At 46.5% G+C, this 14,836-nt stretch carries 13 protein-coding genes; 11 read left to right on the top strand and 2 right to left on the bottom strand.

What is annotated here, in order from left to right; translation table 11 throughout:
* Window positions 1–7 precede the first annotated feature (7 nt).
* The 4 genes from P402_RS0113765 to P402_RS0113750 all read left to right on the top strand — a co-directional run bounded on the left by P402_RS0113765 (window position 8) and on the right by P402_RS0113750 (window position 3,260).
* Entirely contained in the window at window positions 8–1,231 is a 1,224-nt protein-coding gene (locus tag P402_RS0113765) for an LCP family protein (protein ID WP_026829208.1), read from the top strand.
* Between the two features lie 79 nt (window positions 1,232–1,310).
* Entirely contained in the window at window positions 1,311–2,021 is a 711-nt protein-coding gene (locus tag P402_RS0113760; RefSeq protein ID WP_026829207.1) for an NAD(P)-binding oxidoreductase, read from the top strand.
* A 239-nt stretch (window positions 2,022–2,260) separates the two neighbouring features.
* Window positions 2,261–2,806 carry a TlpA family protein disulfide reductase gene (locus tag P402_RS0113755; RefSeq protein WP_026829206.1) on the top strand — a complete coding sequence of 182 codons (546 nt, stop codon included), beginning with the start codon at window positions 2,261–2,263 and terminating at the stop codon, window positions 2,804–2,806.
* A 4-nt stretch (window positions 2,807–2,810) separates the two neighbouring features.
* Window positions 2,811–3,260 (top strand): hypothetical protein, encoded by a 450-nt coding sequence (locus P402_RS0113750; protein ID WP_026829205.1) that lies wholly within the window; start codon window positions 2,811–2,813, stop codon window positions 3,258–3,260.
* Window positions 3,261–3,348: 88 nt separating this feature from the next.
* Here P402_RS0113750 and P402_RS0113745 read toward each other — a convergent pair whose 3' ends face one another.
* Both P402_RS0113745 and nhaC read right to left on the bottom strand, forming a co-directional pair.
* Window positions 3,349–3,558 carry a DUF3006 domain-containing protein gene (locus P402_RS0113745; RefSeq protein WP_026829204.1) on the bottom strand — a complete coding sequence of 70 codons (210 nt, stop codon included), beginning with the start codon at window positions 3,556–3,558 and terminating at the stop codon, window positions 3,349–3,351.
* Between the two features lie 259 nt (window positions 3,559–3,817).
* Window positions 3,818–5,191, bottom strand: coding sequence for a Na+/H+ antiporter NhaC (nhaC, locus tag P402_RS0113740; protein WP_026829203.1), 1,374 nt, complete (start codon window positions 5,189–5,191; stop codon window positions 3,818–3,820).
* A 486-nt stretch (window positions 5,192–5,677) separates the two neighbouring features.
* Here nhaC and argC point away from each other — a divergent pair, with 486 nt between their 5' ends.
* The 7 genes from argC to argF are packed head-to-tail and all read left to right on the top strand — an operon-like array spanning window position 5,678 to window position 14,825.
* Window positions 5,678–6,709, top strand: coding sequence for an N-acetyl-gamma-glutamyl-phosphate reductase (gene argC / locus P402_RS0113730; RefSeq protein WP_026829202.1), 1,032 nt, complete (start codon window positions 5,678–5,680; stop codon window positions 6,707–6,709).
* Window positions 6,710–6,723: 14 nt separating this feature from the next.
* Window positions 6,724–7,941 (top strand): bifunctional glutamate N-acetyltransferase/amino-acid acetyltransferase ArgJ, encoded by a 1,218-nt coding sequence (gene argJ / locus P402_RS0113725; protein ID WP_026829201.1) that lies wholly within the window; start codon window positions 6,724–6,726, stop codon window positions 7,939–7,941.
* On the top strand, window positions 7,938–8,711 hold the full coding sequence (gene argB, locus P402_RS0113720; RefSeq protein WP_026829200.1) for an acetylglutamate kinase: 774 nt from the start codon (window positions 7,938–7,940) through the stop codon (window positions 8,709–8,711). Before argJ ends, argB begins: the two co-directional genes overlap by 4 nt.
* Window positions 8,677–9,819: an acetylornithine transaminase gene (locus P402_RS0113715; protein WP_026829199.1), complete on the top strand. Its 1,143-nt coding sequence runs from the start codon at window positions 8,677–8,679 to the stop codon at window positions 9,817–9,819. Before argB ends, P402_RS0113715 begins: the two co-directional genes overlap by 35 nt.
* Window positions 9,816–10,871 carry a carbamoyl phosphate synthase small subunit gene (locus tag P402_RS0113710; RefSeq protein ID WP_026829198.1) on the top strand — a complete coding sequence of 352 codons (1,056 nt, stop codon included), beginning with the start codon at window positions 9,816–9,818 and terminating at the stop codon, window positions 10,869–10,871. Before P402_RS0113715 ends, P402_RS0113710 begins: the two co-directional genes overlap by 4 nt.
* A complete protein-coding gene (carB, locus tag P402_RS0113705; RefSeq protein WP_026829197.1) occupies window positions 10,858–13,890 on the top strand; it encodes a carbamoyl-phosphate synthase (glutamine-hydrolyzing) large subunit in 3,033 nt (1,010 codons plus the stop codon). The genes P402_RS0113710 and carB overlap by 14 nt, the downstream gene beginning before the upstream one ends.
* Window positions 13,887–14,825 carry an ornithine carbamoyltransferase gene (gene argF, locus P402_RS0113700; RefSeq protein WP_026829196.1) on the top strand — a complete coding sequence of 313 codons (939 nt, stop codon included), beginning with the start codon at window positions 13,887–13,889 and terminating at the stop codon, window positions 14,823–14,825. The genes carB and argF overlap by 4 nt, the downstream gene beginning before the upstream one ends.
* The last annotated feature ends 11 nt before the right edge of the window (window positions 14,826–14,836 follow it).

Genomic DNA, 14,836 nt, shown 5'->3' with positions numbered 1-14,836 from the left:
GTAACCTATGGAAGAATTTCATTCGGGACGTTCTCGTCTAGAACGCAGACGTCAGGAAGAGCTGCGTGAATCAGAAAAAATGGAACAGGAAAAAGCCTCACGGGAATCCGTGGATCCACCTCATGAAAACGAACTGTCTGCCAGTCAGCGGTATTTAGACGAACCGTTGGGATGGTCACGCGCGCAAGAGGCTGCTCCTGAAAAAGCATCCAATACAAAACGCATGAAATCGGGCGCCGGAACCATCCTGCGTTCGGGAACGCGATTAGTCAGTTTAGCCTTGAATCGTTTTAGCCAACGCCGTGCGTCAAGAAGCAGCAGAACTAAAGAACCGGCGCGTGAGGCTGGATCTGATCAGCGGTTGAAAAAACAGCCGGTTCCAAAAAAGAAACGTCGATTCAAATCAAAGCTGATTGGTTTCTTATTACTTGTCGTGATTGCGGCCATCATCTTTGGATCACAACCGTTTACGTTTCTTCTGATCGGGAGTGACGCGCGACCGGGAGAGTCACTGCGTGGTTCGAGGTCGGATTCACTGTCCGTCATGCAATTCGTACCGCTCTCGCGGACGATTCAATTGACGTCGATTCCTCGGGATACGTATACACCGATCGATTGTGAAAACGGGAAAAAAGATAAAATTACTCATGCGTTCGCTTACGGTGGCGAAGACTGTACGAGTAGTGCGGTCAGTGGACTTCTGGATCAAGACATCGACAGTAAGATTGTCATTTCGTTTGACAGCTTCATCGGATTGATTGATGAAATCGGAGGAGTCGATTTAGTCTCGACGGGAACATTCTCGGAACAAGATGCGAGTGGCAAAGCCAATCAGTATTCATTCCAAAAGGGAAAAGAATATCATATGGACGGGGCGATGGCATTAGCCTATTCCCGTCATCGTAAAACGGATACGGACGTAGCACGGGCGAATCGTCAATCGGAAGTCATTCAAGCAGTGGCGACGCATTTGATGAAACCGACGGGCTGGTCCAGTATTCCCGGAGCGAATCGTTATATGAAGGAAGAAATGAATTTAGATGTCAGTGTCCGTCAAATGATGGCAGCCGGTTTGTCACTTGCTTTGCTTTCGGAACGGGAACACCTTGAAGTGGAAGGTGTCAGTGAGCGGATGAATGGTATCTTCTATGATTTCCCGAAGGAAAAAGAACTGAAGGAATTACGTGCGAAGCTCGATACGACGTTTTACGGGACACTAAAAAACGATTAATTTTTCAAAACGGGTTTGTTCTTTCTCGAACAGTGGAAATTAGTAAAGGTGACTAATCTATCGAGGAGGGACCTATCATATGAAAGTATTAGTTGTAGGTGCATCAGGTACAATCGGAGCTCGTGTCGTCAAGTCGCTCGCAAAAGGTCATCAAGTTACGGTCATCGTCCGTCATCAACATCTGGTGGAACGATTTGAGAAACTTGGTGTCAAGGCGCACTATGTCGATATCGAAACAGAACTCGAAAAGGTCATCGAACAGGGTGTTGCCGGTCAAGATGCTGTCATTTGTGCAGCGACGGCTGGTGTTGACGGCGAACCGACTGAAGTCGAGTTACTCGACCGGACGGTTGCTTTAAAAACGATTGATGCTGCGAAAAAGGCGCGTGTTCGTCATTTTGTCCTCCTCAGTGCCTATGGTGCGGATCGTCCAAATCAGTTCAAAAAAGAAATGTATCCGTTTTATGCTGCTAAAAATGCAGCGGAAGAACAGATTGAACATAGCGGACTCACGTACACCATCATTTGTCCGGTTAACGTCGTTGACGGCGAAGGGCGCGGATTAATTGAAGCAGATGAAGACTTAAAGGATGTTAAGGAAGCGACGATTTCCGAAACGGATGTTGCGTCAATCCTGGTCGCTGCTCTTGACAATCGATCCGTCTTCAACCGCCGCCTGGAAGTTAAAGAAGGTAAAACATCGTTAAATGAAGCGCTTGGTGGAGATGAAGCCGTTGGAAGCGTCAAGGACAACCGCCAAGTGAAAAAACAATTACCGCGTTATAATTAATCGAACGATATAATAATGCATTGAATGTGTAGGATCTTAAAAAAAGACCGGACGGATTCGAAAGCCGGTCTTCATCAGGAGACAGGAGTTGGAGAATATCCAGCTCCTGTTTTTTTTGTACGGGAAAACGATATGAGATCGGTCAGAGGTAACAATAAGACAGCGTCAGTCTACCTTTTTTGTCACAATTCAAGCGAACGATTCTGCTACACTGGATACATAGAGGAGTGACGAAATCAGTGAAAAAATATGTAATGTACCTGGTGGCGGCAATAATCATTTCAGGGATTGCCTATACGAGTTATAGCGCGTACCAGACCAAACAAAACCAACAACAAATCCAAGCGAAACAACAAGCAGAAGGTGGACTCGAAACAGGAATGAAAGCGCCTGACCTCGAAATAGAACAAGACGGTCAATTGATTCAGTTGTCTGATTTGACGAATCAACTCATCGTCATCAATTTTTGGGCCACCTGGTGTCCTCCATGTCAGCAGGAAATACCGGAATTGAATGCTTTCGCCAAGTCAACATCGATTCCGGTGTATGGGATCAATGTGACGACTGCAGAAAGACGATTGAGTGACGTGGAGCAGTTTTTGAAAAAAACACCTATTACGTACTCAGTACTTTACGATACAAAAGGACAATCAGAGAAAACGTATCAACTAGTGGCGATGCCAGCTACTTATATTATTGACGAAAAAGGGACGATTGTCGGGAAGCATGTAGGACCAGTCACGGAAAAAATGTTGAAAGAAATGGTGCGGAAGATCGGAGGATAACCGGATGGAGTTATATTGTGCGGTGTGTACGTATCGCCAAGTCATCGAAATCGGCCAGCAAGAAGAATGGAAAGGATTTCCGTCCGTGTTGACATACGGCATGGAAAATTACGCATCAGCATTACCTTTTTTATTCGTTCCACCGTACCAAGAGCCGCTCGTCAGTCGTCAAAAAATTGATGACCGGATTCGGGCAGATTTGATTCGAACGTACCACGCCCACATCGATGAGATTGAGGACGGATGGGTACCGCATCAATATGATGTATTTCAGTGTCCGACATGTCAACAAATCTCAACACGATTTTGGTGTGCCTTGTTTTTGAGGTCGTCCATCATTGAACCAATCCATCGGTGTGAACAAGACAACTCGGTGTTGGTTCGACTTTCTTTAGATGAGATCACAAAAACGTCCTGTCCAAACTGTGCTGAACAGACGCTCCATATCCGTTAAACGTACAAAAGCCACCTGTCGCAAGAAACGACTATTCGAGACGAGATGTCTGTTAGTCATTTTAAGCGTTCAGATGGCTTTTTAAGTGTCAGCCCATTTGCCGAAACGAAAACGTTTGAAAGGAAGACTGGGTAGAGCTTGTTGCATCAATTGAGTAATTTGATCCGTCGAATAATATTGTGTCACCAAGCCTTGCTTCAGTAGGCAAATAGCGACGGGGGATGAAACTTGAACCATTCTCCCAGAGAAGAACAGCATATTTGCCATCAAGCCGTTCCAGTGTGCCACGTTTGATCATAATCGAACTCCTCCTACAAAATTACATCGAACGCATCCTCAGGGTCAGGTGCAAGTTTCTCTTTTTATAATTCGCTGTAATTTTTTAATCTTATGTTTGGTATATTCCCATTTCCTTTTGACTTTACACATATTTATTTGCAATTGCTGAATTCTGTACAATATTTGTCAAACAAAATGAACATGAATATATTTTTAAATCATTTCCCGATAAAAAAAGCAGAACTGAAAAATCAGTTCTGCCCGATGAAAGGTATGATTTAAGCCACTAGATTTTCGGCAACTTTTTTAGTGGGACGAGTAAATGCAAAAACAAAGGTGAAGAAAGGTGAAAGCAATAAGAAAAAGGCAAATGGCACATATGCGGTGACAGGAACACCGAGCGTTGATGCGAAGAAGGCGCCGGACACCCCCCAGGGAATCAACGGATTCACAAGAGTTCCCCCGTCTTCCAGGGCTCGTGAGAGGAAGCGCGGATCAATCGAACGATCTTCAAAAATCTTTTTGAACGCTTGTCCGGGTAACAAAATCGACAAGTACTGTTCACCTGCCATGAAATTGACCCCAATCGAAGCGAGAGCAGCCGATGAGATAATGCTGCCATCCCGTTTTAATTTTGAAACCGTTTTTTCGATAATGACATCGATGACACCAATTCCACGAAGGACGCCCCCGAAAGCCAGAGCAAGCATGACAAGCGAGACGGACCACATCATCGACTGGAGACCACCTTTGCTGACGATGCTCGCGACCGTATTATTGTCTGTTTCGATTTTCAGACCATTTTGAATGACGCTCATCCATTGTCCGATGTTCCAGTTGCCCTGTGTTAGTCCCGTCAACAACAGACCGCTCATAACTCCGGCAATCAAAGTCGGAACGACAGGAGTTTTGCGTAATGCAAGGATCATCACCAGTAAAGGTGACAATAGTGTCCATGGTGAAAGATTGAACAGACGCGCTAACTCTTGTTGCGTGGACCCGATGGTTTGCGAATCGATTGCACCATTTCCCTGTCCGAAGATGAAGAACAGAATGAAAGTAATCGTAATGGCGGGTACTGTCGTTCCCATCATAAAACGGATATGATCAAAGACAGAGACATTGACGATTCCGGGTGCGAAATTCGTTGTGTCTGATAACGGAGACATCTTATCTCCGAAACAGGCACCGCTGATGATGGCACCGGCGGCAAGAGCAGGATCAACGCCAAGCGCCACTGCAATTCCCATCAAAGCAACACCGACCGTACCGATTGTTGTAAACGAACTCCCTGTAAACGTAGAAACAATCATCGTAATGATTAAAGCACTTGGTGCAAACCATGTTGCAGAAAGTGTTTCAAGTCCGTAGTGGAGGAGTGTCGGAACAGCTCCGCTCATCATCCAGACAGCAATCGTCATACCGACAAGTAACATAATCAAGATCGGTTTGATCGCTTCACGAATTCCATTGATCATATGTTGTTCCAGTTGTTCGTACTCAAAACCACGAAAAGCGGCATAAGCTACGACAAAAATCAGACTGGATAATATAGCGAGATGCGGTTCGGCTTTGGCACCGAATATGACAGATAATAATACAATGATACTAACTCCTAGGACAGCTGCGGATTCACGAAAGGATATACGCATGCTTCCACCTCCTTAATTCTATGTTGCGTTTATGCTTGTTTGCTTTTACGTGCGAAAGTGAAGAACAGTTGTTATGTTAACGGATATGAATTCATTCGTCAACTATCTGAATTTGATCGGAATATATAAAAATGTGACGATTTTTTGTCGTAAACGCTTTCTTTTTTATCGGAAATCTTGCACAATAGGAAATAAGAGATGTCGATTTTGTGAACAGGAGGGAATACATATGTTTACTGCAATTTTTGTCGTGGTCGTTGCATTAATGGGAGCCAGTGTTTATGGAATTGATCACATGGTCGCTCAGAAAGCGGAAAAAAGATAACTTGATTTTTGATAAAAAAGGATTTGATCAGTCACATCTATTGAGATGTCATTGATCAAATCCTTTTTTTATATGCTAAAAATAAATAAAAATACATTTGACAGTATAAATATACATATGTTTAAATCGAGTTATCATTTAAGGGCAAAGGGGTTTCGACGATGAAATGTACGATTGTAGGTGCGACCGGATATGCTGCGATTGAGCTGATACGACTGATTGAATTACATCCTCATTTGGAAATCGTCTCATTGATCAGCGATTCGCAGACCGATCAGGAAATGAATCAGTTATACAGTTTTATGAATAAAAAACAGTTTCCGGTACTGACAGCTTTCTCATTGGAACAGATTGAAGCAGTTGAAACCGATCTTTTATTTTTGGCAACGCCAAGCGGAATTTCTACGAAATATCTAAAACAGTTACATGACTGGAAAGGAACAGTCATCGACTTGAGTGGAGACTTACGTCTTGAAAAAGCATTGTACGAAAAATGGTATCCCCATGAAGGAGTCGATTCGGACCTTCAAAAAAAAGCAACCTACGGACTGACGGAATGGAAGCGGGATCAGATTAAGGACAGTCGTTTGATTGCCAATCCGGGTTGTTATGCAACGGCCATCTTACTTGGATTACTACCGTTATTAGAAGAACACGTAATTGATCCGTCGCAAATCATCATTCATGCAAGCTCTGGATTATCAGGTGCAGGAAAAACGTTGACGGAACAAACACACCATGTCCGATCGAGTGAAAATGTCAGATTGTACAAAATGAATCAACATCAACATATTCCGGAAATTGAATCCATTGCTGAAGAGATCACCGGACACAAAATCACTGTGTCTCTCGCGACTTATCTAGTACCGCTCAATCGCGGGATCATGGCGACGATGACGTTACAACCCCTCGTCGAAAAAACGGAAACGCAGTGGCGAACATGGTTCAGTGAAAAATATAAAGAAGAACCATTTATCCGCGTCGGACAAGCCGATCCGGAAATCAAATCGGCAGCCGGAAGCAACTATTGTGATCTTTCGGTTTACCTGGATACACGTACAGGAAGACTGACGGTCGTATCCGTCCTTGATAACATGCAAAAAGGCGCAGCGGGACAAGCGGTCCAAAATGCCAATTTGATTAGTGGATATCCAGAAACACTAGGTCTGACACAACAGCCATTCTTTATATAGAGGGGAGCATGACTATGTTAAATATACAACTGACATCACCATTGACTGTGACAACACCAAAAGGATTTAAGGCGACAGGAATACATGTCGGACTCAGACGCAAACGGAAAGATTTAGCGCTTTTGTTATGTGAAGCGGGTGCCGATGCCGCAGCGGTCTACACGACCAATCAGGTCCAGGCAGCACCGATTACGGTGACGAAACAGGCGATGGCAACATCAGGCGGAAAAGTCCATGCCGTTTTAGTCAACAGCGGGAATGCCAATGCCTGTACAGGGCAACTCGGACTCGAACATGCCTATGCTTCGCAACAAGCTGTTGCCGATCAGTTTCAATTGGCTCAGGAACACGTCGTCATCGCTTCGACCGGTATCATCGGACAGCCGCTCGCTATCGATACGTTACTTCAAGGGGTCGAACAGTTGCAGCCGGACAAAGGCGAAGAGAAAGCTGACGATTTTGCACTGGCTATTTTAACGACCGATACAGGTACGAAAACAGCCGGGCGCCAAGTCTGGCTAGACGGCGAACTGGTTTCGGTCTGCGGGGTTGCGAAGGGTTCGGGCATGATTCATCCGAATATGGCAACGATGCTTGGATTTTTAACGACCGATGCCTCAATTCCTTCTCCGTTATTACAGGATACCTTGAAATCTGCAGTCAACCGGACGTTTAACTGTATCACCGTCGATGGTGACAGCTCGACGAATGATATGGTGATGATTCTTGCGAGCGGGGCCACACAATCACAGTCACTCCAACCGGGAACAGACGAACTGGCACAATTCCAACAAGCGGTTGAGGACGTGTGCCAAGACTTGGCGAAACAAATTGCACGTGACGGTGAAGGGGCGACAAAGCTGATTGAAGTCAACGTTCATGGTACGGCAAATGAATGGATTGCCCGGAAAATTGCCAAACAGATCGTAGGATCTTCACTCGTGAAAACAGCGATTTTTGGAGAAGATGCGAACTGGGGACGAATCATCGCAGCCGTCGGCAGTATCGATGAGCCGATTGATGTCGGACAAATTGATATCCGGATCGGTTCCCAGTGGGTCCTGCGTCAAAGTATGCCGATTTTATTTGACGAATCGTTAGCGTCGCGAGAACTCGCACAAGAGGTTGTTGAAATCGAAGTGCATTTAAATCAAGGACCTGCCAGTGGTTATGCTTTTGGTTGTGACTTGACGTATGACTATATCAAAATCAATGCGAGTTACCGGACATGACGAAACGTAAATTAATCAAACTGGGCGGAAGTGTCTTCGAACAATTGGATCCACGCTATTACGAAGAATGGAACCAATGGATTGCAGCAAAAAATGAATTAATCATCCTCCATGGTGGTGGTCCGGCCTTATCAGCCTACTGTCAGCAAATGAACATTAAAGCCGAATTCAAAAACGGTATCCGGATGACGACGGAACAGGTTCTGTTGGGAGCGGAACGGGTGCTTGGAGGAGAAGTACAATCAAAAATCGTCTATACCCTGAATGGAAATGGACTGCCGGCAATTGGTTTGACCGGAATTGACGGAGCCAGTATCCGTGGGGAGCATCAACCGGCGTTCGGAGCAGTCGGACAAGTGACACAGATTAATCCGAAGTTGTTTACGACATTGATGGGATCGGGATTCATCCCCGTCGTTACCTCATTGATTACAGGGACGAACGGAACATTGAATTGTAATGGAGACACGTGTGCGATTGCATTAGCTGAGGGACTCGCTGTTGATGAATTCGAATTGTTGACAGATGTATCCGGTGTCCGGCTGAATGGAACGTTTCAGGCAGAGGTGACGGTTGCAGAACTGGAAGCAGGAATCGAATCGACGGAAATCAATGGTGGAATGATTCCCAAGGTCGAAGCAGTCATCGAAGCGGTCCGACAAGGAATACATCAGGTCAAGATTCGTTCCGGACACGACGTGACGAACCAGGGGACATGGATCAAGGAGGAAACCAATGAGTGCTTTACTACCGACGTATTTACGTCATGATATCGAATTAGTCGAAGGAAATGGATCGTTCGTCCAGGATACGACGGGCAAAAACTACTTGGATTTCACGATGGGAATTGCCGTCTGTAACACCGGTCATCGTCATCCGCATGTGGAACAAGCATTACAAGAACAACTCCAAAAATTATGGCATACGTCCAATTTATTTATCAGCAGTAAACAGGAACGAGTAGCGGCGATGTTGACGGAAAATAGTCATTTGAGCCATGTCTTCTTTTGTAATAGTGGGGCAGAAGCAAATGAAGGGGCATTTAAGCTAATCCGGAAATGGACGCAAAAAAAAGAAATCCTGACGTTTAGTCAGTCCTTTCACGGGAGAACCTTCGCCATGATGGGAGCAACGGGTCAAGACAAGATTAAAACTGGGTTTGGAGAGATGGTTCCTGATTTTAAGCATCTGATTTTTAACGATTTCGACAGTCTTGAAATGATTACGGACCAGACTGCTGCCGTTTGGCTTGAAGTCATCCAAGGAGAAGGCGGAGTGATCGTAGCGGAGGATGTCTGGTTAGCGAAATTGATGGAACAGGCACGGAAGTTTGATGTCAAGGTAGTCATCGATGAAGTGCAGACAGGTATCGGACGCACCGGATCGCGGTTTGCTTTTGAACAGACGCCGTTAAAGCCGGACATCATTACCGTGGCAAAAGGTCTCGGAAGTGGCTTCCCGGTCGGAGCCATCATCACGACACCGGAAGCAACAGCAATTTTCACACCGGGTACGCACGGATCGACATTCGGAGGGAATCCATTGGCGATGGCGGCGGCGGAAGCGACACTGGATTTGTTGTTAGACAACGAACAAATGAAACAAGTTCAACTAAAAGGACTTTATTTGATACAACAACTGAATCAATTGCCGAAGACGATGGTTCGGGACATCCGCGGACGAGGACTGATGATTGGGATTGAATTTCATGAACCGGTTTCACCGCTCATCACGGCATTACAACAATCCGGAATGCTCGTCGTCAGCGCAGGACCGAACGTCATTCGATTGTTACCCTCTTTGTTCGTTACCGAACAGGAGCTCGATTTGGCTGTCGAAAAAATCAAGTCAGTATGTCAACAGGAGGTCGTGATGTGAAAGGGTTAGGTGCATTAAAATTAGCGGATGGACAAGTATATCCCGGTGAGTTCATTGGGACTTCGTCCGTTCAAGGAGAAGTCGTATTTTTTACAGGAATGACCGGTTATCAAGAAGTGCTGACCGATCCTTCCTATCGGGGACAAATCATTGTTTTTACCTATCCGCTCATTGGACAATATGGAATTTCAGAGCAGGATTCAGAAAGTCGTCAGATTCAAGTATCCGGCGTAGTCGTTCAGACGTTGGCGAACAACGGATTACGGTCAGACTTGGCTGATTGGTTGGCAGCATCGGATGTACCGGTTTTGACTCAAGTCGATACGCGAGCACTGGTTCACCATTTGCGTAATCATGGTGATCAAATCGGTACTGTCACAAACGGTGCTTCACCTGTTCAGGAACAGTCGAACTTGATTGCGGCCGTCTCGACGAAAAAGCCGGTGACACACCAAACCAATCACGAAGCCGGACATATCGTCTGTCTCGACTACGGGGTTAAAGAATCGATGATTGAGGCGTTACAAGCACGTCGGATGAAAGTGACGGTCGTTCCTTTTGATACGCCGAAGTCGGTCATCGACGGACTGAAGCCCGATGGTTTACTTTTCTCGAATGGACCGGGAAATCCGAGTCAGCTCGATCATTTGATTCCTGAAATCAAGGAACTGGCGCTCACTTATCCGACGCTCGGCATCTGTATGGGGCATCAACTGATTGCGAAAGCCTTTGGGTGTCAAATCGAAAAGCAACATCACGGTCACCGTGGAGCCAATCATCCTGTCCGTCAGGTAAAGACCGGACGTGTCTTCATGACATCACAAAACCATGGTTATGTCGTCCAAGCGGACAGTGTCCAAAAATCCGAATTGGATGTCGCGTATGAGCATATCAACGATGGTTCGATTGAAGGGCTGTTTCATCCGATACACCCTATTTTGACAGTTCAGTTTCACCCGGAAGCCCATCCCGGTCCACTGGAAGCGATGGTGATATTCGATCAATTCGTCACGAGCATCTTAGAGCAGGAGGTAGCATATGCAGGAACTTAAAAAAGTCCTGGTCATCGGATCAGGCCCGATCGTGATTGGTCAAGCAGCAGAATTTGATTACTCGGGTACACAGGCATGTCAAACACTTCGGGAAGCGGGATGCGAGGTCATGTTGATGAATTCGAATCCGGCTACAATCATGACGGATCCTTCAACAGCGGATCATATCTATATCGAAGCAATGACGCTTGAAAAAGCGACTGCCATTATCAAACGTGAGCGCCCGACCCATTTATTAGCGACGGTTGGCGGACAAACCGCTTTGAATCTTGCTTTATCGCTCGAAGAGGCGGGAGTACTTGAAGAGTATCACGTCGAACTGCTTGGGACATCACTTGAAACCATTCGGGACGGGGAAGACCGCGAACGCTTTAAACAACGGATGCTCGAACTGAATCAACCGCTCCCGATCAGTCAAACAATCGAAACATTGGAAGAACTGGAAGGTTTCATGGAACAAGCAGGGGTCCCGCTGGTTGTCCGTCCAGCCTTTACCCTCGGAGGAACCGGAGGCGGCATTGCTCAAACGAAAGCAGATGCCCGCAAACTTGCAGCGAATGGACTCCAGGCCAGTCCGATTTCACAATGTCTCGTCGAAGCCAGCATCGCGGGTTATAAAGAAGTCGAGTACGAAGTGATGCGGGATGCTTTTGATACGACAATTATCGTCTGCAACATGGAAAATATCGACCCGGTCGGCGTGCACACGGGAGATTCTGTCGTCTTCGCACCGATCCAATCGATATCTGATCAAATGAATCAAATCTTACGGACGGCATCGCGGGAAATCGTCTCGGCGCTCGGTGTCATTGGTGGCTGTAATATCCAATTTGCAATCCATCCGACAGAACAGACCTACTATGTCATTGAGGTAAATCCTCGGGTCAGTCGGTCTTCGGCTTTAGCTTCAAAAGCAACGGGTTATCCGATTGCGAAATTAGCGACTCGTCTTGCACTCGGTGAGCGTCTTGATGACTGCATCAATCCGGTGACGAAAGAAACGATGGCCAGTTTCGAGCCGGTCCTGGATTATGTCACAGCTAAAGTTCCTTGTTTCCCGTTCGATCTTTTTCCAGGAAGTGACCGGACGCTTGGTACCCAAATGAAAGCAACTGGGGAGAGCATGGCAATGGGCAAGACACTCGAGGAAGCGTTACAAAAAGCATGGCGGGGTGCCGGAATCGAACAATCCCCTTTATATCCAAATTGGATGAAAAAGGCTGGGACGGATGTATTATGGCAGGAAGTCAGTCAAATCACGGACCGCCGGTTGCTAGCGATGTTGGCATTACTCGACCGAAAAGCGACAACGCACCAGGAGTTGGCTGAAAAAACACAGATTCAGTCTTTGTTCATCACGACACTCGAGACGTTGGTCATGACGCAGGAAACGTTGGATCTGGAATCAAAAGAGTCGCTTCAACAAGCAAAACGTTTTGGGTTTACAGACCAGCAGATTGCGCAGATTGTCGGCGTCCCATTGGAAGTCGTGCAACAACAACGGAGTGCTTTTTTGATTCAGCCGAGTTTTCAAATGATCGATACCTGTGGAGCAGAATTTTCAAGTCTGACACCGTACTTTTACGGCAGTTGGTCCGGCCGGACGGAAGTGACTCCGTCCAACCGGAAAAAAGTTGCCGTTCTCGGCGCCGGACCGATTCGGATCGGACAGGGAATCGAATTCGATTATTGTTCGGTTCATGCTGTTCGTGCTTTACAGAAAGCCGGTTATGAGACGATCATGATTAACAATAATCCGGAAACCGTCTCAACCGACTTTGAAGTCGCGGACCGTCTTTACGTCGAACCGCTGACGATTGAAGATGTTGTTCACGTACTAGAAGCAGAACAATGCCGGCAGGTGCTTGTCCAGTTTGGTGGACAGACAGCCATTACGCTGGCGGCGGAACTCGAACAATTAGGATATCAGCTGTTAGGAACGACGGCAGACACGATCGACGAGATGGAAGACCGTGATCGTTTTTATCAATTTTTGGATCGGTTACAGATTGACCGCATACCGGGCCAGGAAGTTTCAAACTTCGATGAATTGACGGCAATCGTCAAGGAACTGGGTTATCCATTGATGATCCGTCCGTCGTACGTCATTGGCGGAAAAGGGATGCATCGCTTAACAACGGCAACCGATTTAGAGAAATTATTGCCGGAAATAGCGTTTCCGATTTTGGTGGATGCGTACATCGAAGGACAAGAGTTCGAAGTCGATTGTATTTCAGACAAGACGACGACTTACGTGCCGATCATCATGGAGCAAATTGAAGCAGCCGGTGTTCATTCTGGCGACTCCACAATGATTTTGCCACCTGTTTCAGCCCCGGCAATCTTACAGGATGAAATCGAACGGATTGCGCAAACCATTGGTCAACACCTGGATTACCAAGGTGCCTTTAACATCCAGTTCGTCGTAAAAGATCAAACCGTCTATGTTCTCGAGATTAATCCGCGGGCGTCACGTACGTTGCCAATCGTCTCGAAGGTGACGGGGCAACCGTTGCTTGAGTGGGCTGTTCAAGCAGCGATCGGGAAGCAGGTTGAGGCCTTGCCGACCACGCGGTTGACATTACCGTTCCATGCAGTCAAGACTCCGGTTTTCTCGACACTGAAGTTGCGTGGTGTCGATCCGATGACAGGTCCTGTCATGCGTTCGACCGGGGAAACGTTACAGTGGACGGAAGCAGGATTTGCCAAAGAGCGGTTCGTCTTTGATCAGATGACCAAAGACGCGATGTCTAAACGCACACATCGTATCTGTGGAGCGGGAACACACATGTGGTCAGACGGAGTTGAACTGGAGCCGGATACCGAGTTTGATACGTGTCTTGTATTCTTTTCAAAAGTAGAAACAGAACGGACACAACGGGAAAAAGCACTTGCTCAAGGGGCGATTGTCATTACTGAAGAACATCTTGCCAACTATTTTGAATCCGTCCAAGCGATACCGATGTGTACCGTGAAACCATTAGCCGAATGGACGACACAAAAGGAGCCGATCCAATGACGACAACACAACGATTAAAACATTTGCTGACACTGGAAGAATTGACAGCGGAAGGACTGACCGATCTGTTAGAACTGGCGAAGGCCGTCAAAGCATCTCCTGCGACTTATGATCAAACACTTGCAGGAAAAAAAGTCGCTTTGCTGTTTGAAAAAGCATCGACGCGTACTCGGATTTCTTTTGAAGTCGGTGTCGTCGAATTAGGTGGACACCCGGTCGTCTTAAATGGATCGGATATGCAAATCGGTCGCGGAGAGTCCCTCAGCGATACGATTCAAGTCATGAGCCGTTATGTCGACGCTTTGATGATCCGGACATTTGCACATGAAACGATCGAGACATTAGCGGCACACGGGACGATTCCGATCATCAACGGATTGACAGATCTTCATCATCCTTGCCAGGTATTAGCAGATTTACTGACGATTGAAGAACATTTTGGTCAACGTCAAGGGAAGATACTCGCTTATGTCGGGGATGGAAATAACATGGCACACTCGCTGCTTTTAGGAGGGGCGTTAAGTGGAATGACAGTTCGGATTTGTAGTCCAGCGGCTTACGCACCGGATCAAACGATTATTGATCAAGCGAAAGTACTGGCACAAGAGTCAGGCGGCCGGATCGAACAATATACAGATCCTGTTCAAGCAGTTGCGGGAGCGGATGTCATTTACAGTGATGTATTTGCGAGTATGGGACAAGAAGAAGAGTCAGCAGATCGACTAAAAGCGTTCCAAGGATATCAAGTCGATCAAACGTTGTTGATGTCAGCCGCTGACGATGTGATTTTCCTGCACTGTCTTCCGGCGCACCGCGGGGAAGAAGTGACGGCAGAAGTCATTGACGGCAGTCACTCGCTTGTATTTGATCAGGCAGAAAATCGACTCCACGCGCAAAAGGCATTGATGATTGAATTAATCGGAGTAATGAACTGAAACAAAAAGAC

The organism is Exiguobacterium sibiricum 7-3 (assembly GCF_000620865.1).
In the GTDB taxonomy this organism is placed as follows: domain Bacteria; phylum Bacillota; class Bacilli; order Exiguobacteriales; family Exiguobacteriaceae; genus Exiguobacterium_A; species Exiguobacterium_A sibiricum_A.
This window is presented reverse-complemented; position numbering and strand designations above follow the sequence as displayed.